The 24983-nt window shown below is 61.9% G+C and carries 23 protein-coding genes; 9 read left to right on the top strand and 14 right to left on the bottom strand.

Annotation, left to right across the window (positions count from 1 at the left end):
- Positions 1-42 precede the first annotated feature (42 nt).
- The 6 genes from ACFX4T_RS10485 to ACFX4T_RS10460 all read right to left on the bottom strand — a co-directional run bounded on the left by ACFX4T_RS10485 (position 43) and on the right by ACFX4T_RS10460 (position 4922).
- Complete coding sequence (locus ACFX4T_RS10485; RefSeq protein WP_223948622.1) at positions 43-705, bottom strand: hypothetical protein; 663 nt, start codon at positions 703-705, stop codon at positions 43-45.
- A complete protein-coding gene (rsmH, locus tag ACFX4T_RS10480; protein WP_216922949.1) occupies positions 702-1730 on the bottom strand; it encodes a 16S rRNA (cytosine(1402)-N(4))-methyltransferase RsmH in 1029 nt (342 codons plus the stop codon). The genes ACFX4T_RS10485 and rsmH overlap by 4 nt, the downstream gene beginning before the upstream one ends.
- 135 nt (positions 1731-1865) lie before the next feature.
- Positions 1866-2297, bottom strand: coding sequence for a division/cell wall cluster transcriptional repressor MraZ (mraZ, locus tag ACFX4T_RS10475; RefSeq protein WP_216922947.1), 432 nt, complete (start codon positions 2295-2297; stop codon positions 1866-1868).
- A 448-nt stretch (positions 2298-2745) separates the two neighbouring features.
- Positions 2746-3114, bottom strand: a complete 369-nt coding sequence (locus ACFX4T_RS10470) for a DUF3040 domain-containing protein (RefSeq protein ID WP_216922945.1) — start codon at positions 3112-3114, stop codon at positions 2746-2748.
- 238 nt (positions 3115-3352) lie between these two features.
- Positions 3353-4615, bottom strand: a complete 1263-nt coding sequence (dinB, locus tag ACFX4T_RS10465) for a DNA polymerase IV (RefSeq protein ID WP_377651739.1) — start codon at positions 4613-4615, stop codon at positions 3353-3355.
- 10 nt (positions 4616-4625) lie between these two features.
- Positions 4626-4922, bottom strand: a complete 297-nt coding sequence (locus ACFX4T_RS10460; RefSeq protein WP_377651738.1) for a hypothetical protein — start codon at positions 4920-4922, stop codon at positions 4626-4628.
- On the opposite strand from ACFX4T_RS10460, the gene ACFX4T_RS10455 reads away from it, so the two are divergent.
- Together ACFX4T_RS10455 and ACFX4T_RS10450 are read left to right on the top strand one after the other, a co-directional pair.
- On the top strand, positions 4903-5259 hold the full coding sequence (locus tag ACFX4T_RS10455) for a hypothetical protein (RefSeq protein ID WP_308169281.1): 357 nt from the start codon (positions 4903-4905) through the stop codon (positions 5257-5259). The two genes, ACFX4T_RS10460 and ACFX4T_RS10455, sit on opposite strands and share 20 nt — an antisense overlap.
- Positions 5256-6350, top strand: coding sequence for a polyprenyl synthetase family protein (locus ACFX4T_RS10450; RefSeq protein WP_216922938.1), 1095 nt, complete (start codon positions 5256-5258; stop codon positions 6348-6350). The genes ACFX4T_RS10455 and ACFX4T_RS10450 overlap by 4 nt, the downstream gene beginning before the upstream one ends.
- Before the next feature lie 119 nt (positions 6351-6469).
- Here the strand turns inward: ACFX4T_RS10450 and ACFX4T_RS10445 are convergent, their stop codons facing one another.
- Complete coding sequence (locus ACFX4T_RS10445; protein ID WP_216922937.1) at positions 6470-6823, bottom strand: Rv2175c family DNA-binding protein; 354 nt, start codon at positions 6821-6823, stop codon at positions 6470-6472.
- Between the two features lie 260 nt (positions 6824-7083).
- Here ACFX4T_RS10445 and ACFX4T_RS10440 point away from each other — a divergent pair, with 260 nt between their 5' ends.
- Positions 7084-8424, top strand: coding sequence for a LysM peptidoglycan-binding domain-containing protein (locus ACFX4T_RS10440; protein WP_377651736.1), 1341 nt, complete (start codon positions 7084-7086; stop codon positions 8422-8424).
- A gap of 77 nt (positions 8425-8501) precedes the next feature.
- A complete protein-coding gene (pknB, locus tag ACFX4T_RS10435) occupies positions 8502-10556 on the top strand; it encodes a Stk1 family PASTA domain-containing Ser/Thr kinase (protein ID WP_377651734.1) in 2055 nt (684 codons plus the stop codon).
- 74 nt (positions 10557-10630) lie between these two features.
- Here the strand turns inward: pknB and ACFX4T_RS10430 are convergent, their stop codons facing one another.
- Both ACFX4T_RS10430 and ACFX4T_RS10425 read right to left on the bottom strand, forming a co-directional pair.
- Complete coding sequence (locus tag ACFX4T_RS10430; protein ID WP_216922934.1) at positions 10631-12034, bottom strand: class II 3-deoxy-7-phosphoheptulonate synthase; 1404 nt, start codon at positions 12032-12034, stop codon at positions 10631-10633.
- A 66-nt stretch (positions 12035-12100) separates the two neighbouring features.
- Positions 12101-12892, bottom strand: coding sequence for a 1-acyl-sn-glycerol-3-phosphate acyltransferase (locus ACFX4T_RS10425; protein ID WP_223948617.1), 792 nt, complete (start codon positions 12890-12892; stop codon positions 12101-12103).
- A gap of 109 nt (positions 12893-13001) precedes the next feature.
- Between ACFX4T_RS10425 and ACFX4T_RS10420 the strand changes: the two genes are divergently transcribed.
- From ACFX4T_RS10420 to ACFX4T_RS10410, 3 genes are read left to right on the top strand one after another with little or no spacing between them, the layout of a single operon-like run.
- Positions 13002-13790 (top strand): alpha/beta hydrolase, encoded by a 789-nt coding sequence (locus ACFX4T_RS10420; RefSeq protein WP_377651733.1) that lies wholly within the window; start codon positions 13002-13004, stop codon positions 13788-13790.
- The gene (locus ACFX4T_RS10415; protein WP_377651732.1) at positions 13787-14590 is read left to right on the top strand and encodes an alpha/beta hydrolase; all 804 of its coding nucleotides are present in this window, start codon (positions 13787-13789) and stop codon (positions 14588-14590) included. The genes ACFX4T_RS10420 and ACFX4T_RS10415 overlap by 4 nt, the downstream gene beginning before the upstream one ends.
- A complete protein-coding gene (locus ACFX4T_RS10410; protein WP_377651731.1) occupies positions 14577-15137 on the top strand; it encodes a hypothetical protein in 561 nt (186 codons plus the stop codon). The genes ACFX4T_RS10415 and ACFX4T_RS10410 overlap by 14 nt, the downstream gene beginning before the upstream one ends.
- Before the next feature lie 28 nt (positions 15138-15165).
- Here the strand turns inward: ACFX4T_RS10410 and ACFX4T_RS10405 are convergent, their stop codons facing one another.
- A complete protein-coding gene (locus ACFX4T_RS10405; protein ID WP_216922929.1) occupies positions 15166-16224 on the bottom strand; it encodes an ROK family protein in 1059 nt (352 codons plus the stop codon).
- Between the two features lie 187 nt (positions 16225-16411).
- Between ACFX4T_RS10405 and ACFX4T_RS10400 the strand changes: the two genes are divergently transcribed.
- On the top strand, positions 16412-18223 hold the full coding sequence (locus tag ACFX4T_RS10400; protein ID WP_377651730.1) for an AMP-dependent synthetase/ligase: 1812 nt from the start codon (positions 16412-16414) through the stop codon (positions 18221-18223).
- A 69-nt stretch (positions 18224-18292) separates the two neighbouring features.
- Here ACFX4T_RS10400 and ACFX4T_RS10395 read toward each other — a convergent pair whose 3' ends face one another.
- A complete protein-coding gene (locus tag ACFX4T_RS10395) occupies positions 18293-21688 on the bottom strand; it encodes a pyruvate carboxylase (RefSeq protein WP_377651728.1) in 3396 nt (1131 codons plus the stop codon).
- Between the two features lie 304 nt (positions 21689-21992).
- Between ACFX4T_RS10395 and ACFX4T_RS10390 the strand changes: the two genes are divergently transcribed.
- Positions 21993-22802 (top strand): ParA family protein, encoded by an 810-nt coding sequence (locus ACFX4T_RS10390; protein ID WP_216922924.1) that lies wholly within the window; start codon positions 21993-21995, stop codon positions 22800-22802.
- 110 nt (positions 22803-22912) lie between these two features.
- On the opposite strand, the gene ACFX4T_RS10385 is transcribed toward ACFX4T_RS10390, so the two are convergent.
- From ACFX4T_RS10385 to ACFX4T_RS10375, 3 genes are all read right to left on the bottom strand, one after another.
- A complete protein-coding gene (locus ACFX4T_RS10385) occupies positions 22913-23506 on the bottom strand; it encodes a MerR family transcriptional regulator (protein WP_216922922.1) in 594 nt (197 codons plus the stop codon).
- Between the two features lie 237 nt (positions 23507-23743).
- Positions 23744-24247 carry a bifunctional nuclease family protein gene (locus tag ACFX4T_RS10380; RefSeq protein WP_216922920.1) on the bottom strand — a complete coding sequence of 168 codons (504 nt, stop codon included), beginning with the start codon at positions 24245-24247 and terminating at the stop codon, positions 23744-23746.
- The gene (locus ACFX4T_RS10375; RefSeq protein ID WP_216922918.1) at positions 24247-24963 is read right to left on the bottom strand and encodes a MerR family transcriptional regulator; all 717 of its coding nucleotides are present in this window, start codon (positions 24961-24963) and stop codon (positions 24247-24249) included. Before ACFX4T_RS10375 ends, ACFX4T_RS10380 begins: the two co-directional genes overlap by 1 nt.
- Positions 24964-24983: the final 20 nt, after the last annotated feature.

Raw genomic sequence — 24983 nt, 5'->3', positions numbered from 1 at the left:
GTGGATTCCTTGCTGCTGGCCTTGCGTCGGTGATCTTGTGGGCTAGTGCCCTGGTGCCTTCTGCTGGGGAGCGGGAACGGATCCCCCGTGAAGCTCCGCAGGCGAAGACGCGGGGGTTGCCGGCTTTGCAGCTGGCGCGGCCGGTGTGGCCGCGGGCGCTGCAGGGGTTGCCGGTTTGAGGTTTTCCAACGGATCCTTGGTAGTCACCGAAGGCACCACATCAAGCTGGCCGGCAACGGCCGGTGGGGCAATCACGGCCGCGGGGTTGTCTCCCTTGACAGCCGGGGTTGCCTTTCCGGTGACCGTCATGGTGTTCACATCGATCTGGCCCTTGACGGTGGACTGTACCATTCCCAATTCTGCAGCCTTTGCGGCCAGATTCTGGGGAGCCTCGAAGTTCTGCTTCTTCTGTGTCAGGTCCTGGTTTTCCTTGTTCAGCGTGGCTGCTTCTGCTTTGAGCTGTACCAAGCGGTACTGGGCTGTGGATACAGAAATGTTAAGGACGAGCACCGTCAGCAGGGCGGCCGCCATCACCACGAAGCACAAGACCACAAAGGGAGTGCGCCGCTTCCCGGGGGCGCTGCGCACAAGCGAAAGCGGCGTACGCGCCTTTCGGCCGACGTCGGGCTTGCCGGCCGGGGCCGGGAGCGCCCTGGCCGTGTTGCCTACCACGGAGGGCAGTGTCTTCGCTGCGGCGGTGCTCATGCGACTCTCCTTGGCTTGATGCGCTCCACGGCCCTGAGTCGGGCAGACGCCGCGCGTGGGTTCTCGGCAATTTCTGCGGCCGTAGGCACTTCCGTGCCTTTGGTCAGCGTTTTCAGTTCGGGTTTATGTTCTTCGAGTTCAACGGGGAATCCGAGCGGTGCTGAGGACTTGGATCCGGCCTGGAAAACGGACTTTACGATCTTGTCCTCAAGGGAGTGGTAGGACATGACCACAATCCGCCCGCCCAGTGCAGTCGCTGCGACAGCGGCTGGAATAGCCCGTTCCAGGACGTCGAGTTCTTCGTTGACCTCGATACGCAGTGCCTGGAAGGTCCGTTTGGCCGGGTGGCCACCGCTCTTGGCTGCGGCAGCAGGTACTACACCGCGGATTTGCTCAACGAGTTCTCCGGTGGTGGCGAATGGCTTCTCGGCCCGGGCAGTGACGATCCTGTTCGCAATCCGTCCGGCAAACTTCTCTTCGCCCCACTTGCGGATGATACGAACGAGCTCTTCTTCGCTGTAGTTGTTGACGACGTCTGCCGCGGTTTGCCCCCGGCTGGTGTCCATGCGCATGTCCAGCGGAGCATCGTAGGAGTAGGCGAAGCCACGCTCCCGTTCATCCAACTGCAAGGACGATACTCCGAGGTCCATGAGGATGCCGTGGACTTCAGCGATGCCGAGATCGGCCAGGACGTCCTCGATTTCGTCATAGACCGCGTGAACCAGATCCGTGCGGTCCGAGAAGGGTTCCAGCCGCGCGCCAGCCAACGCCAAGGCTTCCTCATCGCGGTCGATCCCCACGAGGTGCAGATCAGGGAAGCGTTGCAGCATGGCCTCGGAGTGGCCGCCCATCCCAAGCGTCGCATCGATAACGATCGGCGTCTCGCCACGGCTCCGGGCTGCTTCGAAGCCAGGGGCGAGCAAGTTGATGCAGCGGTCCTTCAGGACGGGCACGTGGCGCTCAGATGTGGGCTTTGCCGCGTCCTGCTCTTCCACGTTGCCTCCTCTTTCCTCAATCGCTTGCATTCAGTTCCTTGGACCGGATCCCCATCCGCGCCTATCGTTCCGCCGGCCTGGCTCAGGGGAAGTTGAGTCAGGAAGACAGTTCGATGGGCGGCTGGAGATCCCATCCAAGGACCGGGGCCAGGGCCCCATTTCCGGTTAGATGAAACCGGGGAGGTTGTCATCGTCGGTCTCCGAGAAGGCTGCTTCCTTCTCGGCGAGGTATTCATTCCAAGCCTCGGCATCCCAGATCTCTGCGCGGGTACCGGCACCGATAACTGCCAATTCCCGGCCGAGCCCTGCATAGGCCCGGAGCGCCGGCGGAATCGTCACGCGCCCCTGCTTGTCAGGTACCTCGTCAGAGGCCCCAGACAGGAAAACCCGAATGTAGTCACGAGCCTGCTTGGAGGACAGTGGTGCCTCCCGCATCGATTCGTGAATGCGCTCGAATTCCCTCTGGCTGAAGACGTAAATGCAACGCTCCTGACCCCTTGTGAGAACCAGGCCCTCGGCAAGTTCCTCACGGAACTTCGCGGGAAGTATGATCCGGCCCTTTTCATCAAGGCGTGGGGAATGGGTGCCAAGAAACACCGGCCCACCGCCCCTCAGTCAAGGTGCCCGTTCATACCCAACACTGCCAATACCCTCTTATGCGCTCCACTTTACTCCACAAAGCCCCACAGTCAACGCACGATGGGGTGTTTCTCCACCACTTTGAGTTTCCGAAGGCGCGTTATTGCACGGATTCAAGGGCGTGGTGGGAAGTGGAGGGCAAAGGAACGCCTGGGGCATGGCTCTATGGGCGGCCGAGGAAATCAGGCCCGGGATGATCGCGTTGCGGATCCAGAGTGGGCTGGCAACCTCGAAGGGGGTGGAAAGTGGAGGACACAGGGTTAAACGCAAAAAGACCCGCAAAGGGTCTTTTGTGTCCCCTGCAACCCAGGGGCATGCACCATTTGTCGGCGCAGGTTATCGGCGCAGCTTATTAAGGAATCGTCGCTTGGAAAGGATCCAGGGCCGGGCTAATGCTGGCGGACACTCAATTGTCGTCGCGGCGGCGCTCGTCCCAGCGCTCCTCAAGATTGCTCATGAACGAACTCTTGGACTTTGACTTTCCGGCTTTCGCTTTCCGGGTCTTACCGAACGCCGCGCCCCTAAGAGTCGCAAAGTAGACACCTGCGCCCATCACTACGAAGCCGAGGACACCAACGAAAATCTGTTGGAGTGACACGCCGACCAGCAGCAAAAGTATGCCTGCGATGGCACCAAGGACACCAATTATCACGTGCCGGGTTGACCAGCTGCGGATGGGATCCGAACCCATCGTGTTGGCAAACTTCGGATCGTCCTCATGAAGCTGCTTCTCAAGTTGCTCAAGCAGCTTCTGTTCATGCTCCGAGAGGGGCATCGCGACCTCCTTTAGTCAGCCAGCGTCTGGACGAATCGCGGCCTGTGCGTCTGTTTCCAAAACGATCGGGCCACGAAAAGCGTTCCCAAAAAATTTCCGCTTTGTTAGCGGACATCCTGGGACCGACTGCTCAGGAAACAGCTGTCCAGACGATCTAAATATCTGTACTAATTAGGATAGTTTGTCAGGCGCTGTTCTGAAAGACGCTCGGAGGGCGCCTGGGCGGGCATCGCGGGGGTCATTCGACGTCAGGAGTCTTGCGCGGATCCAGGAGCCTGGCCGGGAGCAACGTTTTGGAGCCGAAGCGTTCCGCGACGCGGTCAAGGGCCTGCTCCGCGGCCCTCCAGTTGTCATCGCGTCGATCAAGGCTGAGCTGCATGGACGCTTGGCCGGCCGGTTCCAGTTGCTCCGCACGGACACCCACAAGACGAACACTCATGGATCGTGGCCCCAAGGATTCCAGCAGTTGCACGGCAACCTGGTAAATGAGCTGGGCGCTGTCAACGGGAGTATGCACGGTCCGGCTGCGGGTCACAGTGGAAAAATCGGCGTACCGGAGTTTCAGGGCTACGGTTCGGGCCAGCATCCCGGAACTGCGCAGCCGCGCTGCCGTGCGATGGGACAACCTGAGGAGCTCCCTGTGCAACAGGGCGTCGTCTGCCGAATCTGTGGCAAAAGTCTCCTCCGCCCCGATGCTCTTTTCCAGCCTCGTAGGAGTGACCGGCCTGGGATCTATTCCCATCGACAGCCTGTGCACGTGCTCTCCGCTGGCGCCAAGGACCTTTTTCAGCGATGCCACAGGCGTAGCCGCTACGTCGGCCACTGTCCGGATGCCGAGGCGTGCCAGCACCTCGGCCGTCTTGCCGCCGACGCCCCAGAGCGCACTGACCGGCAAGCTGTGAAGGTACGGGATAGTGTCCTGGGCGTCGATCTGGAGGATGCCATCCGGCTTGCAACGGGTGGATGCGATCTTGGCCACAAACTTGGTTCCGGCAATCCCCACTGAAGCGGTGATACCAAGTTCAGACCGAACACGACGGCGGATGAGATGTCCGATGTCCAAGGGAGATCCGAGACGGCGGATAGCCCCGCCAACGTCGAGGAAAGCCTCGTCAACGCTCAAGGGTTCCACGAGGTCCGTGATGGAGGCGAAGATCTCCATGAGCTGCGCCGAAACCTCGTAGTAGAGCTTGTGGCGCGGGTGGATGATGACAGCGCCCGGGCACATCCGCATGGCAATGGCCATGGGCATTGCTGACTTCACACCTGTGGCCCGGGCTTCGTAAGACGCCGACAAGACGACGGAGCGCTCAGCAGGGAAGCCTACGATCACGGGCTTTCCACGCAAGTCCGGCCGGCTACGCAGTTCCACGGAAACGAAAAAGGCGTCCATGTCCACGTGCAGGATGCTGGTTCGCCGCTGTTCCCGCAGGGCGTCGTGCGCGCTGCGGGCTGGTTCGCTGGCCGCGCTTTGGGCGCTACCGAATGCTTCCTGCCTCACAACGGCAATACTATGCCCGGCCACTGACTAAACTGGAGGCACAGTCCCGCGTCAGCCCAAGGAAGGATACCCCTGTGAAGCTCTTTGGAACTCCTCGATCGCGAGGGTTTGCCCTGCTCGCAGCGAGTGTCGCCCTGGCGGTTTCCGCCTGTACTCCGCCCACCAGCAGCCCGGCGGCCCCATCCGCATCGGGGAACTCCTCTGATTCCTCCACGGCCGCGCCCTCTTCCCCGGCCTCTGCATCATCCTCGTCACAGGCTCCCGACACGTCCGCGTCAGCGGGACCCGTGCCTGGCGCAACGGCCACGGTGGGCGCCTTGGTCCCGGGCTTTCCGGAACAGCTCATCCCGGTGATGCCCAAGACGTCCGTGCGCTCCAGCAGCTTTGACAAAAACGTATCTCCTGCCACCGTTGCCCTCGTAGGAACGGTCAAAGCTCCGCCGGAAAGCGTGGTGGATTACTACAAGACCTCGCTTGAAGCACAAGGGTTCAAGGTTGTTCCGGGCCCCGAAGCCGTAGGCAACGTCACGTCGATCGACTTCATCCGCGGTGACGGTGAAACGGTCAACGTCTCGGTGAGGCAAAAGGAAGGCGTTTCCACGTTCACCATCGGCGCCAACGTGGCGGCCGGGTCAGTCAAGTGACGCCGGTTTCCCAACTCCACACGGAGCAAGTCGAGTTTATTTCCGGCGTAGCCGGGAAACTGAATGAGTTCCTGGCGGTCCAACAGGACATGATGGCTACGATTTCCCCGGACGTCGCTCCCCTCATGGGGTCAATATCAAACCTCGTCACAGGCGGAAAACGGCTTCGTGCGCTGATGTGCTACTGGGGCTGGCGGGGTGCGGGCGGTCCCGCCGCTGACGCGGACATCCTGACGGCTGGCTGCGCTTTGGAACTTTTCCAAGCCGCGGCCCTCATCCATGACGACATCATTGACCGTTCCGATACCCGGCGCGGGGGTCCCAGTGTGCACCGTCGCTTCAGCCAACTCCACGAGGCGAATGGATGGGCCCTGGACAACGAACGCTTCGGCCATGCCGCGGCGATCCTGACCGGGGATTTGTGCCTTTCCTTCAGCGAGGAATCCTTCACGGAAATCGGCCCCAGGGCAGCCGCAGGAAGCGAAGCACGCCGTATTTTCAACCTCATGCGGGCCGAGGTAATGGCCGGGCAGTACCTGGACATTCTCGAGGAAGTAGCCGGTCCTGTACGTGATCGCGCGGGTTCCGTGGAGCGCGCCACCTCGATTATTCGCTATAAATCCGCAAAATATTCCACCGAGCACCCTCTGGCACTGGGTGGAGCGTTGGCAGGCGCATCCGAGGATCTGTTGAAGGCATACTCGGCATTTTCACTGCCCTTGGGCGAGGCGTTCCAATTGCGCGATGATGTCCTGGGAGTTTTCGGGGACCCGGAGACAACGGGAAAACCTGCGGGCGATGACCTTCGCGAGGGCAAACGGACAGTGCTCGTTGGATTTGCCATTAACCTGGCTCCCACGGATCAAGCCACGTATTTGGACGAAATGCTGGGGAAACCGAATCTGGGTGAGGACGAAGTTTCCACAATCCGCAACATCATGGTCGACTGCGGAGCGCTTGATGCCACAGAGGCCCTTATTGACGATCTGAGTGACAAAGCCTTCGCCGCCTTGGAACAGCTGCCGCTGGAAGAATTACCGCTCACAGCATTGCGCCAACTGGCTGAGGCAGCTGTCAGCCGGGCTGCTTGACGGGGCTTTTCCAGGCGTTGGGACGACGACGGCGGTCAAGGACCGCCGTCGTCCGCTGTTTAACTGCTTATGACGGAATCCAAGCTGCCGGCTAACCGGCTACCAGGCGAGGGACTGAGTTACCAGGCGAGAGACTGGGCGCGACGCCGAATCTCCGTCTTGCGTCCTTCGCGCAACGCATCCACAGGACGTCCCCGCAACGAATCGTCAGGCGTAAACAACCACACGATGAGTTCTTCGTCGTTATAACCAGCATCGCTAAGAACCGCAATGGTTCCCTTCAAGCTGTCTACGACGTGTCCATCCTGAATAAACAGCGCCGGAATCGAGCGGATATTCCGCTCTCCCCGCCTGATAGCCACCAGCGCACGCTCATCCAACAGTCCATGGACTTTGGTGATGGAAACTCCCAACAGCTCGGCGACATCCGGCAGCGGCAACCAGTCGGAAACAAGGCTTTCTACATTACTCACGGAACAAGGTTGCCACGCCGGGCTGCCAGTCGCCTAGCCGGAGTACGACGGCGGTCCCGCGGTGTGGGAGAAAGTCGCCTTTTCAGAGGGATGAATTCGGCGAAGAGATTTCCAAAGTGCAGGAATTGTTGTGCCGAATGAATAAGTGTGAGAGATTCACACTGATCACACTTGCAACATTGATAACATCAGTCACATTGGCAACACTGGTAACAGCGGCAACACAAACTATTCCCGCTGCTGAGATGAGGACACACTCCATGACGACGCCCCGCTCGCCGAAACGAACCATGAGCATGCCGGTAATTGCGGCAACCACGGCTGCGCTTCCCGCCGTGGTTTTGTCCTCGCTTGCCTTGGCCCAGCCAGCCACGGCCGCACCGGCACCCCAGCCCCGCAAGATTCCCGCTACGCTCGCTGCAGCCCTGAAGGCCCAGGCCACCAAAGTGGACACTGTGATTCCCGCCCAAGCGGTTCCGGCAACGCTTCCTGCTGCGCTGCGGCCCATGGCTCCGTCCGTACCGGACACATACAAGATCGTCCGCGGAGACACCATCAGTGCCATTGCACGCCGCTTCAACCTGGACACATCCGCTGTCCTGCAGTTGAACAAGCTCACTGCAACAACGCTGATTTACCCTGGCCAGACCATCAAACTCACTGGCACTGCCCCGGCCGCCCCTGACCAGGCGCCCGCACCCGCGCCGAGCGCGCCTTCAAATGCCACCACCTACACAGTGGTTCCGGGCGATACGCTGGGCGCGATCGCGGCGCGGCACGGTGTCCCCCTGTCCAGCATCTTCAGCTGGAACAATCTCAGTGGAAGCTCCATCATCTATCCCGGCCAGAAGATCAAGGTCAGTGGCGGCTCTGCACCTTCGGCTCCCCCTGCTCCTGCCCCCGCTCCGGCACCCGTGGCCGCTCCCGTAGCCAGTACGGGCTCTTACACCATCAAAGCGGGCGATACCCTGAGCTCCATTGCATCGCGTCACAACGTTTCGTTGTCAGCGCTGATGAGCGTCAATACAGTTTCGGCAACGACGGTCATTTACCCCGGTCAGAAGCTCACCATCCCCGGCAGTACGTCACTGCAGCCTGCCGGGGACATTAAGCCCCTGGTGCCGAGCTCCTTCCTCGGCTTTACGTACCCGCCCGCTGTTGTCAGCTCCGCCAACGAGAACAAGGCGCTGCTGAACGCTTCGCCTGTCCCAAGCCGGGATGAAATGAAGACAATCGTCGCTGATACCGCCCGCCGCATGGGAGTCAGCCCCTCATTGGCACTTGCCTTCGCCGAGCAGGAATCCGGCTTCGACCAGCGCGCGGTCTCACCCGCCAACGCCATTGGAACCATGCAGGTCATTCCGTCCTCGGGCCAATGGGCATCCGATTTGGTGGGCCGCAAGCTCAACCTCCTGGATCCATATGACAATGCCACGGCCGGCGTCGCCATCATCAGGGCACTCATCGCCACAAGCAAAGACCTCGACAACGCCATCGCCGGTTACTACCAGGGCCAGTACTCGGTCAGCAAGTACGGCATGTACGACGACACCAAGCGCTACGTCGAATCGATCAAGGCCCGGCAACGTACTTTCGGCTAGGCCGTACCCAAGCACCTTCGGACGAGGCCCGGATCCTTCGCGGATTCGGGCCTCTTCCCTGCCTCGTTTAGGATCATATGGTGCAGGAACCAACGCAGGACCACCTCATCGGGACCACGGTGGACGGGCGCTACCACGTCCGCTCACGCCTTGCGAGGGGTGGCATGTCCACCGTTTACCTGGCCACGGACCAGCGCTTGGAGCGCGACGTGGCCCTCAAAGTCCTGCACCCGCACCTGGCCAATGACGAGACGTTCCTGGAACGGCTTAGCCGCGAGGCCAAGGCCGCCGCGAGCCTGTCCCATCCCCACGTTGTCAGCGTGCTGGACCAGGGCGAAGACGGGCATATCGCGTATCTGGTGATGGAGTATGTCAAAGGCCATACGCTCCGCGACGTCATCAACCAGCAGGGTGCACTTCCACCGCGTCTGGCCCTCGCTCTGATCGATCCCGTCATCGAAGGTTTAGCGGCAGCCCACGGATCAGGACTCATCCATCGGGACATCAAGCCCGAGAACGTGCTCATAGCCGACGACGGCCGGATCAAGGTGGGTGACTTCGGCTTAGCCAGGGCTGTCACGGCCACCACAAGTACTGGCGCCTTGATCGGCACGGTGGCGTACCTCGCTCCCGAGTTGGTGCTTGGCAAGCCCGCTGATGCCCGCAGCGACGTCTACTCAGCTGGCATCATGCTGTACGAAATGCTCACAGGCAAGCAGCCATATGCTGGTGAATCCCCGATTCAGGTTGCTTACCAGCACGTCAATGCCGCAGTTGGCCGCCCCTCCGAGGCTGCTCCAGGTCTTGCCGAGGACCTGGACGAACTTGTGCAGTGGTGCACTGCTGTGGACGCCGAAAACCGGCCCGTGGACGGCTCCGCCCTGTTGTCGGAACTGCGCCACATCCGGACCACGCTAAGCGACGAGCAACTGGACCACAGGCAGCCGTCCTCCCGGCCTCTCTCCACTGCCGCTTCCGTTGAGGCAGCCGCCCCGCGGGAGAATCCCACCGAGGCCCTTGCCACGACAGCATCGCCCACCGAGTTCATCCCACACCAGAGCAACCCGACAACCGTGATGGCAGCGTCTGCGCGGCAACCACGCAACGCCGGCCTGGCCCTTCCCGGTGTAGACGATGACCTGCGCCAGCCTGGCAAACGGGAGCAGAAAAAACTGGAGCGGCAACAGGCTAAAGACCAAGCCAGGGCTGCTGCCACCCCGGTGCGGCCCTTGCGTGAAGGCAATCCCAGGCGACGCGCCGTTATCTGGACAGTCGTGATCGTGATCCTGGCGCTGCTCGCAGGATCTGCCGGCTGGTTCTTCGGCATGGGGCCTGGATCTCCAGGCACCGTTCCCGATGTCAAGAACAAGACGGTAGCCGAGGCCCAACAACTCCTGCGCACAGCGGGATTCCAGTCCGAGCCCAAGGACGTATTCGACGACGACGTCCAAGCCGGACTCGCCGTCGGAACTGAACCCAAATCCGGGGAAGTGGTACGTAAATTTCAACCCATTGCCCTTTTCGTTTCGAAAGGCGCACAACTCTTTGCACTGCCCGGGCTGACAGGCGGGACCCTGGATCAAGCAAAGACCGCCCTGAACGCCGCCCAAATGACCCTCGGCAATGTCACCGAGGCTTTCGACGAAAAGATCCCCGCGGGCAGTGTCATCTCCCAGGACCCTGCCCCGGGGAAAGAAGTCCGCCACGGTACGCCGGTATCCTTGGTTGTTTCCAAGGGACCCCAGCCCATCCCCGTTCCCGATGTTCGGGGTTTGCCGCAGGATGCTGCCGTGAAAGCAATACAGGATGCCGGGTTGAAGGCCGTTGTCGCTCCGGAGACAGTCAACGACAAATCAGTTCCCAAGGGTGCTGTTGTGGCACAGTCCCCTGGCAACGGCACGCTCGTCCGCGGCGAAACGGTGACCCTGACGGTCTCCAAGGGACCCAAGCTGGTGAGGGTTCCCAGCTTTATCGGCAAGCAGGCCAAAGATGCTCAGAAGGATCTGGAAAAACTGGGTTTCGACGTGAAAATCAATGCAATTCTGGGCGGCTTCTTCGGAACTGTGCGAGACCAGAATCCAGTAGACACCGAGATCCCGGAAGGCTCAGTCGTCACCCTGACCGTAGTCTGATCCAGGACGAACACAGAAGAGGGGGCGGTCCGGATCGATCCGGACCGCCCCCTCTTCTGTAGAGTTCACCATTCCTACCGCTTGGACAGGGCTCCTGCGACCAGGAAGGCCATCTCAAGTGACTGCATGTGGTTCAGGCGCGGATCGCAGACAGACTCGTAACGGTCCAGGAAAGCGTCCTGGTCGATGGGGTCTGCACCGCCGAGGCACTCAGCGACGTCGTCGCCGGTCATTTCGACATGCAGGCCGCCAGGGACCGTGCCCAGGGAGTGGTGTACCTCGAAGAAGCCACGTACTTCATCGATGACGTCGTCGAAGTTACGCGTCTTGTACCCGTTTGGCGAGGTGACCGTGTTGCCGTGCATCGGGTCCGTCACCCACAGGACCTTGGCGCCGGAAGCGGTAACGCGCTCGACGACGGCCGGCAGCTTTTCGCGGATGTTGGTGGCCCCCATACGGGTAATGAATGTCAGGCGCCCCGGTTCGCGGTTCGGGTCCAGCTTGTCGATAAGGCGGAGGGCATCGTCGCCGCTGGTGGTGGGGCCGAGCTTGACTCCAATGGGGTTCCGCACACGGGAAAGGAAGTCCACGTGGGCATGATCGAGTTCGCGGGTCCGCTCGCCGATCCAGAGGAAGTGGGCGGAAGTGTCGTACGGCAGGCCCGTGCGCGAGTCGATGCGGGTCAGTGCGCGTTCGTAGTCGAGGAGCAGTGCCTCGTGGCTGGCGAAGAACTCAACCCGCTTTAGGGCCTCGAAGTCAGCACCACAAGAGTCCATGAACATGATGGCGCGGTCAATGTCACGGGCAAGGGACTCGTACCGGGCATGTGCCGGATTCTCAGTAAAGCCCTTGTTCCACTGGTGGACCAGCCGAAGGTCCGCGAAGCCACCCTGGGTGAATGCCCGGATCAGGTTCAGTGTGGATGCCGACGTATGGTACGCCTGCAGCATCCTGCCGGCGTCGTGCGCGCGGGACTCGGGCGTGAAGTCGTAGCCGTTGACGATATCTCCGCGGTACGCGGGAAGCGTCACGCCGTCGCGGGTTTCATCGTTGGACGAGCGTGGCTTGGCGAATTGGCCGGCCATGCGGCCCATCTTGATGACCGGCATCGCCGCACCGTACGTGAGTACGACGGCCATCTGGAGGATCGTCTTGACGCGTGCGCTGATCTTGTCCGCCGTAGCGGCCTCAAAGGTTTCTGCGCAGTCTCCCCCCTGCAGGAGGAAAGCCTTGCCCTGGGCGGCCGCAGCCAAGCGCTCCCGAAGAACGTCAACTTCGCCGGCAAATACCAAAGGCGGAACGACGGAAAGTTCCTTAACGGAGGCCTTGAAGACTTCAGAGTCAGACCACGTGGGCTGCTGGGAAATCGGCAGGTCCCGCCAGGCGTCGAGACCGGGGTAATTTGCAGCCCCACTCTGGGCGGTGCTGGCGAGTGGGTCTACTACGGGGGGTGCGGTGTTCGCGGTTAGCTCAGTCACCCTTAAAGAGTAGTAGCCTCCGCCAAAGTTGGGGCACTGCAGGCGTAACTGTCCCTGCCGGATGCGTCACAGTCCCCCGCTGGCTGCTCCCCCGTCTTCCTTGGGTCCGTCCTTGTCATCAGCGATGTCCGAGGGAGCCTCCTCGGCTGCTTTTACTTTCCCAACAGTCCCGGGTCCTTTGCCATCCATCCGGGCCTTGACCACAGCTGCATACTCGTCCACATACTCCTGGCCGGAAAGCCGCATCAACTCGTACATGATTTCGTCGGTTACGGCCCTTTGAATGAGCCGGTCATCTTCCATGCCGTAATAGCGGCTAAAGTCCATGGGCTGCCCAAAGATCACACCGATACGCCTGATGCTGGGCAGCCTCTTGCCAATGGGCTGGACCTTTTCCGTGCCAATCATGGCCACCGGCACTACAGGGACACGGGTCTGGAGAGCGAGCCGGGCAACACCCACCTTGCCGCGGTAGAGCTTGGCGTCCGGACTCCGGGTGCCTTCGGGATAGATTCCCAAGAGCCCGCCGGAATTCAGGACGTCCTTCCCGGCCTGCAGCGATAGCTCGGATGCGGCTCCGCCGGAACGGTCCATCGGCAGTTGGTTCGTCAACCTGAAGAACAACGCAGTCAAGCGGCCCTTAATGCCCTTGCCCGTGAAGTATTCGGACTTGGCAAGGAAGATCACGGGCCGATCCACCATCAGGGGAAGGAAGATGGAGTCCGAAAAGGACAAATGGTTGGACGCCAGGATCGCCGGGCCGTTTTCGGGGACGTTGTCCAGCCCTTTGACCCATGGCCTGAACAGGAGTTTGAGAACAGGACCAAGAAAGATCCTCTTCATGACCCAATAGAACACGTTTGTCCTCTCACGGCCGGTTTACGGGCGTCCTTCCGGCCAAGCCGGCGGCACTCAACAGCAACCCTACTCCAGTGAGAAATGTCGGGAAGAGTGACACGATGGAGCCATGACGGAACGCAACCAACCAGCCGCGCCGCTCGCCTTCCACCATCCCGGCCATGGAGCCAACGCGTCCACCGGAGTGGCCATCTGCCACGGGTTCACAGGTAGCCCGCTGAGTGTCCTGCCTTGGGCCGAGTATCTGGCCGGGCAGGGCTTTTCCGTTTCAGTGCCTTTGCTTCCCGGCCACGGAACCAGCTGGCACGATCTCGCCACCACACGCTGGCAGGATTGGTACAGGACATTTGAGCGAAGCTATCTGGACCTTGCCGGCCGGACTGAAACGTGTTTTGTGGCAGGCCTGTCAATGGGCGGTGCCGTTGCCCTCCGCGTCGCTTCCCTGCACGATGTTCCGGGCCTGGTCCTGGTGAACCCGGGGTTGAGTTTCTACGATCGCCGGGTCAGGTACGTCGGAGCACTCAAGTACGTCATGCGGACCACCTCACCCATTGAGGAAGAAAAGCCGACGGCGGCCCCCACTGAGGACGGTGACTACTCAAAGACGCCTTTGAGGTCCGTGCACGAACTGAAGAAGCTCTTCCGCCAGGCAACCCGCGCCCTCCCACAAATTCAAGCACCGGCGCTTGTCTTCAAATCTTCAGTGGACGGTGTCATCCCGCCCAGTTCCGTAGCTATGATCAGCAGGCATATGGACCCATCACGACTCAAAGTGGTGACGCTCCCGGCCAGCGGGCACGTGGCCACGTTGGATGTGGATGCACCCACCATCTTTGAAGAATCGGCGGAGTTTTTCCGTCAGCATGCCGCGGACAGAGTAGCCTCAGAGTCATCATGAAAATGCTTCCCGATTTCTCCCCGTTCCTCAGCAACTGGACTGGCTCAGGCCCCCGGGTTGGCGTCGTCATGTCACACGGGTTTACGGGAAGCCCGCACAGCGTCCGGCCTTGGGCCGAGCACCTGGCCGCGGCAGGATATGCCGTCAGGGTTCCATTGCTCCCCGGGCACGGAACTACCTGGCAGGATATGGCGACGCGTTCATGGCGTGAATGGCACCGGGCCGTTGACGATGCCTACAGGGAACTGGCAGGCGAATGTGATTTCGTCTTCGCAGCCGGACTGTCCATGGGCGGAACACTGGCCCTGCGCATTGCGGCGACACGGCCCGTGGCTGGCACCATTGTGGTCAACCCGGGCCTGGTACTCGATGACCCTCGGGCTGTCATCGTTGCGGCCCTCAAGTACGTCCTGAAGAGCACTCCGGCGATCGCCAATGACATCTTGAAGCCGGACCAGGACGAAGGGGCATATTCCCGCACTCCGGTTGCAGCGGCCCACGAGTTGAAGAAGATGTACAAGGATACTGCCGCGCTACTGCCCCGCATTACTTCGCCTGTGCGGGTCTTTCGCTCCACGGTGGACAACGTCATCTCCAACGCCAGCCTCGAGTTCCTCCGTGCACGGGTCCAGGCGCCCGTTGACGTCACCTACCTCAGCAACAGCCATCATGTTGCGACCCTGGACAACGACGCCCCTGAAATCTTCACGGGAACTGTCGACTTCATCCAAAAGACCATGGCGGCGCTGGCCGGCAACGGGTCTTCCCTTGAAAAGGACAAAGCCGATGAACAGGCCTGATCCCAACTCTGCCGATCAGAGCGCCAACAAAGATAACGACGCCGTCTGGTTGGATTTAGTGGCCCGGCTGGAAGCGACGGAATCCTTACCGCTCGGAGAGGCCTCCGAACCGGGTCGGCCGGAAATGGGCCAGACAGGAGCGGGGCCAGCCAGGGAAGACGCCCCAAAGGCCTTTAGGGACTTTGATCCGCTGGGACTGTCCTCTCCCGCCACGGCTCCAGCGTCCGATGCCCGGACGCCACAAGGGGAAAAGGAACAATCAGACGGCAGGCCCCTGGGTCCCCGCGATTTCGAGGCGGACGACGACGACGGCGCCTTCGTGCCCGAGGAGCCTCCCAGCCTGGTGGGAACCGAGCCGCTGACCATGCTGGCATGGATCGGCGCTGTGGGCGGCCCTCTCGCCCTGCTTTTTACGGCGATGTTTTGGCGTTCGGCACCGTTGCTGGCCATCCTTGGCATAGTGGTGGCCTTTGCAGCCTCCGTGGTCTACCTGATTATGCGGCTACCGCATGAGAAAAACGAGGACGACGACGGCGCCCGCATCTAGCTGCGCACCCGCTTGATTGTGGTCTTTCCTAGCTGTAGGCACGGCCGCTGACCCTGGAAAGGTCAGCAGCGCCGATCATGCCTGCACGGGGCCCAAGAGCGGCGAGCTCAATCCTTGCCATCGGACGGAATCCACGCCCCGTCAGGTTTCGGGCGAATGCCTCGCGGGCCGGTCCGGCAAGCAGGTCCCCTGCGTCGCACAGTCCGCCGCCGATCACGAACATGCCGGGATCCAGTGCCGCCGCCAGATTGGCCAGCCCCAAGCCCAACCATTCACCTTGGTCCGCCAACAGTTCCCTTGACGTAGAGTCCCCGGCAAGCGCCAACGCCGTAACTGCAGCACCGGTAATGCTCTCTGCCACACCGCCTGCCCGCTCAAGGAGTGCGCGGCCCTCAGGCGAGTTGGTTCGCACCAATTGGCGGGCCTCACGGCCAAGGGCGTTGCCTGACGCGTATTGCTCCCAGCAGCCACGGTTGCCGCATTCGCAACGGTGCCCGCCGGGGAAAATGATCTGGTGGCCAAATTCGCCAGCCACGCCGTAACGACCGCGTTCAACCCGCCCGTCCATCACCATTGCACCGCCGATGCCCGTGCCCAACGTGATGCACACCAGGCGGCTCTCACCCTGCCCGGCGCCAAAGCGCCACTCCGCCCAGGCGGCCGCATCGGCGTCGTTCGTTAGCAAAACCGGCCGCCTCAACAGCTTCTGCAGGCTTTCCCTCAGGGGCTCGTTGCGCCAGGCAAGATGCGGACTGAACAGGACGGTACCGCCGTCGAGGTCCATCCAACCTGCCGCGCCAATACCCACCGAGGCAATCCGGTGGTCCGCGCTGAGTTCGTCAACCAGTTCCACGATGGTCTGCTCCACGGCCCGGGGATCGGCGCCGGGCGTGGACCTGCGTGCCTCGGCAAGGATCCGGCCCTCGGCGTCAACTACGCCGGCAGCTACCTTGGTGCCACCGATATCGATGCCGATGGCCAGCCCACGCCTGCCCAAATGGCTCCTGCGTCCAGCCCAGGGAACGTCCTTCAAGGCAGCGACGGGTGGCCGGGGCCGGGCACGGGAACTGGACCGTAATGAAGGCATCCCAACATCCTATTCTGCCGGGCCCAGGCAGAATGCCGTCGGAAGCGCTGGACGGCGCCAAGTTGCTCGAAACGGACGGTCATCCGTAAAGTTACTCGCCAGTAGGTGAAATAGGACACACCTCCGCGAGTGGGCATACTAGAGTGAAAGCAGCCCCTCGCGGCCCGTGCATATCAAAGGAGCTACCGTGCGTGAATTCAGTGTTCCGCCTCTTGTCAATGTTGCCCCTGAAACCAACATCACGGACCTCGTCGTCCGCGAAGCCGCCAAGGCTTCCAACCCTGCACTCTTCGCCAAGCTGGACAGCAATGCCCAATGGCAGGACATCCGTGCCACGGATTTCCTTGCCGACGTAAAGGCCTTGGCCAAGGGCCTTATCGCCAGTGGTGTGGGCGCCGGCGACCGCGTCGGCATTATGTCCCGGACCCGTTATGAGTGGTCGCTGGTAGACTTTGCCATCTGGTTCGCAGGAGCTGTTTCCGTCCCGATTTATGAGACCTCTTCCCCATCGCAGGTGGCCTGGAACCTGGGCGATTCCGGTGCTGTGGCCGCTTTTGGTGAGACCGCCCACCACGAGGACATCATCCGTCAGGCCGTCGCAGCTGAAGACATACAGTCAGTGGCCAACGTCTGGCAGCTTGAGGGTGCCGGCCTTGATGCCCTTCGCACCGCTGGCACCGGTGTCACCGATGAGGAACTGGAGACGCGCAGGTCCGCCGCAGGCCTGACAGACCTGGCCACCATCATCTACACCTCCGGAACCACAGGCAGGCCCAAGGGCTGCGAACTGACCCACGGAAACTTCGTGGAGCTCTCGGAGAATGCCCGTGCGGCACTGGGCGAGATCATCAACGAGTCGGCGAAGACCATCATGTTCCTCCCGCTGGCCCACGTCTTTGCGCGCTTCATCTCCGTCCTGGCCGTTGCAGGGGGCGTCAAAGTTGCCCACACTCCGGATATCAAGCATCTGCTGGCCGATCTGCAGAGCTTCCAGCCAACGTTCATCCTTGCTGTGCCGCGTGTCTTCGAGAAGGTCTACAACTCGGCGCTGACCAAAGCCGAGGACAGCGGCAAGGGCGCCATCTTCCACCGTGCAGTGGACACGGCGATCGAGTACTCCAAGGCGCGCCAGGCCGGTTCCCTGGGCCTGGGGTTGAAGCTGAAGCATGCGGTGTTCGACAAGCTCGTCTACGGAAAGCTCCGCGACGCCATGGGCGGACATGTGGCGCACGCTGTCTCCGGTGGCGGCCCATTGGGCGAACGCCTGGGCCACTTCTTCCAAGGCATCGGCCTGCAGATCCTGGAGGGATACGGCCTGACGGAAACCACGGCACCCATCTCGGTCAACACACCCTCGATGATCAGGATCGGCACCGTGGGCGCCCCACTTCCTGGCAATGCAGTCAAGATCGCGGACGACGGCGAAATTCTCGCCAAGGGTGTCTGCGTCATGCGTGGCTACTACAAGCGCCAGGATCTTACCCAGGAAACTTTTGCCGACGGGTGGTTCCGCACCGGGGATATCGGCGAGCTCGATAGCAATGGCTTCCTCAAGATCACCGGCCGAAAGAAGGAAATCATCGTCACGGCAGGTGGAAAGAACGTGGTTCCGGCGCTGCTGGAAGACCAGATCCGTGCAGACGCCCTCGTTTCCCAGGTCCTGGTAGTGGGCGACAACCGTCCGTTCATCGGTGCTTTGGTGACCCTGGATGAGGAGGCGTTGCCGGGATGGCTGGAACGCCATGGCCTCCCAGCAGGTACCACCTTGGAGGAAGCTGCCGGGAACCCGGTAGTACGGGCTGCCATCCAGGACCTCATCAGCAAAGCCAACCAGTCTGTCTCCCAAGCCGAGGCGATCAAGTCGTTCCGGATAGTCCCTGCGGACTTCACGGAGGCCTCGGGCCACCTCACTCCGTCGCTGAAGGTCAAGCGCGCGCAGGTCATGAAGGACTTTGACGCCGTGATCGAAGAGATGTACTCGGCGCCTCGGCCGCAGTAGTCACGACGCACCGCAAACGAAAAACCCCTTCCGGAATTCCTCCGGAAGGGGTTTTTCATTGGTGGATCGTTAGCCGATCACCAGCAGCAAATCGCCGCCCTGAACCTGCTCCACCGAGGAGATGGCCAGGCGGGAGACCGTGCCGGCCACCGGCGTCGTGATGGATGCTTCCATTTTCATTGCCTCGATCGTGGCAACGGTATCGCCGGCGTTGACCACGTCGCCTGCCTTGACGGTAACCGTGACCGCCCCCGCGAACGGGGCTGCAACCTGCCCGGGCTGCGCTGGGTCGGCCTTCTCTGCGGCCTTGACGTTGCTCACCACGGAACGGTCGCGGACAACCACCGGACGCGACTGGCCGTTGAGCGTACACATCACTGTACGCATGCCCTTCTCGTCGGCTTCGGACACGGCCTCAAGCTGGGCGATCAGCCGCACACCCTTCTCCAGCTCGATGACGTGCTCAGCGCCGCGCTGCAGGCCGTAGAGGTAATCGCGGGTGTCCAGCACGGAGATGTTGCCGTAGGTCTCCACGCTCTTGAGGTAGTCCTTGGTGGGACCTGCGAAGAGCAACCGGTTCAGGGTGTGCTGGCGGGTCTTCGAATCACCCTTCAGCGCGGCGCTGTCCTCTGAACTGATCTCCACGTCCCGGACCTTGACGCTGCGGCCTTGGAGGGCCTTGGTACGGAACGGCTCGGGCCAGCCTCCCGGAGGGTCGCCGAGCTCGCCGGAGAGGAAGCCGATGACAGAATCCGGGATGTCGTAGTTCTGCGGATTCTCGTTGAAGTCTGCGGGATCCGCATTAAGCCCAACGAGGTGCAGGGCAAGGTCACCCACCACCTTGGAGGACGGAGTCACCTTGACCAGGCGGCCCAGGATGCGGTCTGCCGCCGTGTACATGTCCTCGATGGCTTCGAACTGCTCCCCCAGCCCCAAGGCGATGGCCTGCTGGCGAAGGTTGGACAGCTGGCCCCCAGGGATTTCGTGCTGGTAGACACGGCCTGTGGGACCTGGCAGCCCGGACTCGAACGGCGCATACACGCGTCGAACCGCTTCCCAGTAGGGCTCCAGCGCACCGACGTTGGCAAGGCTCAGCCCGGTGTCGCGCGGTGTATTGGCCAAGGCCGCAACGAGAGCGGATGCCGCAGGCTGGCTGGTAGTGCCTGCCAGGGAAGCAGAAGCGACGTCGACGGCGTCGACTCCGGCTTCCACGGCTGCCAGGAGTGTTGCGAGCTGGCCACCGGCGGTGTCGTGCGTGTGCAGGTGCACCGGGAGATCGAAGCGGTCACGCAAAGCCGAGACGAGCTTGGCAGCCGCAGCGGGACGCAGGAGGCCTGCCATGTCCTTGATGGCAAGGATGTGGGCACCGGCGTCGACGATCTTCTGGGCAAGGTCCAGGTAGTAGTCGAGGGTGTACAGGTCCTCGTTTGGGTCAAGGAGGTTGCCCGTGTAGCAGAGTGCGACCTCTGCGACGGCGGTTCCGGTGGCACGCACGGCCCGTATTGCCGGGGCCATCTGGTTGACGTCATTGAGGGCGTCAAAGATGCGGAAGATGTCAATGCCGGTGGCCGCGGCCTCGTTGACGAACGCCTCGGTCACCTCTTCCGGGTAAGGCGTGTAACCAACGGTGTTCCGTCCACGGAGCAGCATCTGGATACAAGTGTTGGGCAGCGCCTGGCGCAAAGCAGCCAAGCGGTCCCAGGGGTCCTCGCCAAGGAAGCGGAGCGCGACGTCGTACGTTGCACCACCCCAGGCCTCCACGGAAAGCAGCTCGGGCAGCAACGCAGTGACGGCCGGGCCGGCAGCCACGAGGTCGCGGGTACGGACACGGGTAGCGAGCAAGGACTGGTGGGCGTCACGGAACGTGGTGTCCGTAACGGCGACTGCCTGCTGCTCGCGCAGCGCTTTCGCAAAGCCCTCAGGACCCAGCTCCAGCAGCTTCTGGCGGGAACCGGACGTGGGTACCGGGCCCTCGACGACGGGCAGCTTGTTGGCGGGATCGGAGTGGACCGTCAGCTCGCCGTTGGGCTTGTTCACCGTGACATCAGCCATCCACGTCAGCAGCTTGGTGCCGCGGTCCGCGGAGATGTGCGACTTGAGCAGCTCAGGCCGCTTGTCGATGAAGTCCGTGGCTACATTGCCGGCGTTGAAGTCCGGATCGGCCAGCACGGCCTGCAGGAATGGAATGTTTGTTGACACGCCACGGATCCGGAATTCGGCCAGGCCGCGCCGCGCACGGGCAACCGCAGCCGGGTAATCGCGTCCACGGCAGGTCAGTTTGACGAGCATGGAGTCGAAGTGCGGGCTGATCTCGGCACCGGAGTAGACGGTGCCGCCGTCGAGACGCACGCCTGCGCCACCTGCAGAACGGTAGCCGGTGATCTTTCCGACGTCCGGGCGGAAGCCGTTGGCCGGATCCTCCGTGGTGATGCGGCACTGCAGCGCGGCACCCTTGATGGATACCGTCTCCTGGCTAAGGCCAAGGTCAGCGAGGGTCTCCCCCGAGGCAATACGCATCTGCGCCTGCACAAGGTCCACATCCGTGATTTCTTCGGTCACAGTGTGCTCAACCTGGATGCGGGGGTTCATTTCGATGAAAACGTGCTGGCCGGCGCGCTCACCCTCGGTGTCCACCAGGAACTCGACCGTTCCCGCGTTGACATAGTTCAGGGCTTTGGCGAAGGCCACCGCATCACGGTAGAGCGCCTGGCGGATGTTTTCATCCAGGTTGGGCGCGGGCGCGATTTCCACTACCTTCTGATGGCGGCGCTGCAAGGAACAGTCACGTTCGAACAGGTGCATGACATTGCCTTCGGCGTCCGCCAGGATCTGGACTTCGATGTGGCGCGGGCGCAGCACCGCCTGCTCGAGGAACATCGTGGGATCGCCAAACGCGGCATCGGCCTCGCGCATGGCGGACTGCAGGGCCTCAGGAAGAGCTTCGCGGGTCTCCACGCGACGCATTCCACGACCACCACCGCCGGCAACGGCCTTGGCGAAGATCGGGAAGCCGATTTCGTCGGCTGCCGCAATCAGCTCATCGAGGTCCTTTGAAGGCTTGCTCGACTTCAGCACCGGGACACCAGCCTTGCGGGCAGCTTCCAAGGCAGCAACCTTGTTGCCTGCGAGCTCCAGGACCTCCGCGGGTGGACCCACGAAGGTGATTCCCGCGGCCTTGGCTGCACGCGCCAGGTCCGGGTTTTCCGAGAGGAAACCATAGCCGGGGTAGATGGCGTCGGCGCCGGCTTCCTTGGCGACGCGGACAACCTCCTCGACGTCCAGGTAGGCGCGGACGGGGTGACCCACCTCGCCGATCAGGTAAGCTTCGTCGGCCTTCTGCCGGTGGATCGAGTTGCGATCCTCATGCGGAAAGACGGCTACGGTCTTGGCGCCCAGTTCATAACCAGCGCGAAACGCCCTGATCGCGATTTCGCCGCGATTGGCCACCAGAATTTTCGAAAACATACTTCTCCTGCATCATTGCGGGTGGATCGGTCGGTGGTCACAGTGTGTAGTGCCGCCAGCATCAAACACAAATCTTTGTGGCAACCATCACAATGGAATCGTCATCTGGGCTGTATATGCGTGCGCGCGACTCCCCCTCGTGCTAATGCCCGCAGCATCCTCCGGCGCCCGGGCGCGTAGAAAGCGGGATTCCGCGGCCCCGCCCCATATGATGTTGGAGGGGCTTCGGCAAGCCCCGGCTCCGGCGGTCCCGGAGCGGAAAACAGCGCGATACGGCAACCGGCGTTAGGTTTTGGGTTTTCAAGTGCAAGTAGTCAGCATCAGCAGCCTCAAAGGCGGAGTGGGAAAGACGTCCGTGACCACCGGCTTGGCGTCCGCGGCCCTCGCGGCCGGCATTCCAACCCTCGTGGTGGACCTCGATCCCCATGCGGACGCGACCACGGCACTGGGCGTCCAGCGAGGCGAGCAGTTGGACATTGGCCGCATGCTCAAGAGTCCCCGGAAAGCCAAACTCCCCGAGAACGTCGCCAGCAGCAGCTGGGTCTCCAACGGTTCCAGTGGCGGCAAGCTTGACGTGGCTGTCGGTTCGGCTTTCACGGGCATCTATGATCGCCCGGACCTCGGCCGACGGGACCTTCGCAGGCTTTCGGCCGTTCTTGCGGGGACCACCAACTATGAACTGATTCTTGTGGACTGCCCTCCCTCGCTCAACGGGCTCACGCGCATGGCATGGAGCGCGAGCGACCGCGTAGTACTCGTGGCCGAGCCCGGTCTGTTCTCCGTGGCCGGCACGGAACGAACCATGCGCGCCATCCAGTTGTTCCGGCAGGAATTCGCTCCCCACCTGGCGCCAGCGGGAATCGTCGCCAACCGCGTTCGCACTGGGTCAGCCGAGCACACCTTCCGGCTGTCCGAGATGGAGTCCATGTTCGGCGAGCTGCTCCTGACCCCGCACATTCCGGAACAGGCAAATTGGCAGCAGATCCAAGGCGCAGCGCACTCCGTGCACCACTGGCCAGGTGATTCCGCCAAAAACTCCGCAAAACTTTTCGACGCCCTCTTGCAGAGCCTGCTTCAGGGCCAAACCAGCTCGCGGGCTCGGCAGCAGCGCTAACCCGGAACACACCAGCCATACAACGTGAAGAAGCCGCCCCCTGTATCCGGGGGCGGCTTCTTGCGTTACTAAGGCTTCTTGACGTTACTCAGAGATCCAGTCCGCCGTTTTTAGCCGATGCGGCGTGCAACGCGCCGCTTACTCAATTCGTCGTCCGGAAAGGACTGCTCTGCGGCGTGCTCGCTTGGAAGCGCGGCAAGGCTTCCCTCGACTTCCCGCCATACACGTCCCACCGCTATGCCAAAGACACCCTGTCCGCCTTGCACGAGGTCAATGACTTCGTCGGCAGAGGTACATTCGTAGACACTGGCGCCATCGCTCATCAGCGTAATCTGCGCAAGGTCTTCAACGCCACGCTCGCGAAGATGCTCAACGGCGGAGCGGATCTGCTGGAGGGAAACACCGGTATCAAGCAGACGCTTGACTACCTTGAGCACCAGAATGTCGCGGAATCCATAGAGACGTTGCGAGCCGGAGCCCGCAGCACCACGAACGGCCGGCTCCACCAAGCCCGTGCGTGCCCAATAGTCCAGCTGACGGTACGTGATACCTGCAGCCTTGCAGGCAGTCGGCCCGCGGTAGCCCGCGTCCTCGTCCAGCACTGGCAGGTCCTCTGTGAAGAGCAAACCTTGGGCGCCGGATGCGGGCGCAGCAATGCCGGTCGAGGCCTGCTTCAGCTCGCCTGCTTCGCCTTTCGGACTCACGTGACCTCCTTGTTCTCAGTTCCCTTGGGGACGGTGCGTACCACTGAACACAACGCCGAAATTCAGCCGTGTAATTCCCACAAGTCGGCACCTTCCAGTGTGACTTGCGCGGGCAGTGTATGCAACGGGAACTTGATACCTTCGACGTTAGGCCCGGGAGGGCCCTAGGTCAAAGACCCCGGGCCCAAAATCCGGTCGTGTCGAAAGTTTCACCCTCAACTTTAGGCTTAGGGTAATTCAGCCTTCGAAATCCTCAGGTTCCACGTCGTCCAGGAACTCCCGGAAGCGCCGCATTTCACGTTCCTCGTCCACACTGGGATCCGGCTCTGAATCTTCGCCTTCATCATGCTCAGTGATCCGGACGCCGGCTTCCTCCATCACTGCATCAGCGCACCAAATGCGGCATTTGGCCCGCAATGCAAGCGCCAACGCATCGGAAGCGCGCGAACTAACTACCGTGCCGTCGTCGAATTGCAGTTGCCCATAGAAGATGTTGTCTTCAACCGCCACGATGTTGACGCTGATGATTGAGTGCCCCAGGGACTCCACGACGTCAATCAGGAGATCGTGCGTCATGGGTCGCGGTGGAACAACACCCTGCTGGGCCAGGGCGATGGCACTTGCTTCCGGTGTTCCGATCCAGATGGGGACGTGCCGCTCCCCCTTGATTTCGCGAAGGAGGACCAAGGGCTGGTTGGACGGCAATTCGATCCGGACGCCGACAATTTCAACTTCGATCATCAGGAGTCCATCCGGGAGATACGGTCGTGGACGAGCGCCCTGTGCAGCGTCAGGCACAGTTCGCTGATTTCACGCGCTGCCTCGGCGGCCCGTGCTTGGGAGGCTGCGTCACGCCTGGACGTCAAGGGCGCAACCGCTCTTTCCACCAGGCCGAACTCACGCTCGGCCGCAGCCTGGAACGGCCGGAGGTGGCGAGGCTCCAAACCGTGACCCTCCAACTGGACGCAAGCACGTGCAACCTGGAGGGCGTGTTCGTCGAACTTGCCGCCAACGTGGCTGATCAGCCCGAAGCTCAGGAGCGACTCCAACAAGGGCACACTCGCACCCGATTCGGCCCGGAGTTGCTCCTCTGTCAGGGCGCGCGCACGCCCTTGGATTTCCGCAGCCATCTCCGACGAAACCACCCGAGGCGAAACCGTGACGCCCGGAGGCAGGTTCTCTGGCCGCTCCCCCCGATCAATCGCGTCCAGGTAATCCTTGATGACTTTCAGCGGCAAGTACTGGTCGCGCTGAAGTGCGAGGACAAAACGGAGCCGCTCAACATCACTGTCCGCGTACTGCCGGTATCCTGCGGGAGTCCGCTTTGGATTAATGAGGCCCTTTTCCTCAAGAAAGCGGATTTTGGACGCGGTCATCCCAGGGAAGTCATCGCTCAATTGAGCCAGGACTTCCCCGATGTTCAGGACCTGCGGTCCGCGACGTTCCGGCTGGGCCATTGCCACAGGCAAGTACCCCG

Source organism: Paenarthrobacter sp. YIM B13468 (assembly GCF_042788025.1).
GTDB classification, from domain to species: domain Bacteria; phylum Actinomycetota; class Actinomycetes; order Actinomycetales; family Micrococcaceae; genus Arthrobacter; species Arthrobacter aromaticivorans.
This window is presented reverse-complemented; position numbering and strand designations above follow the sequence as displayed.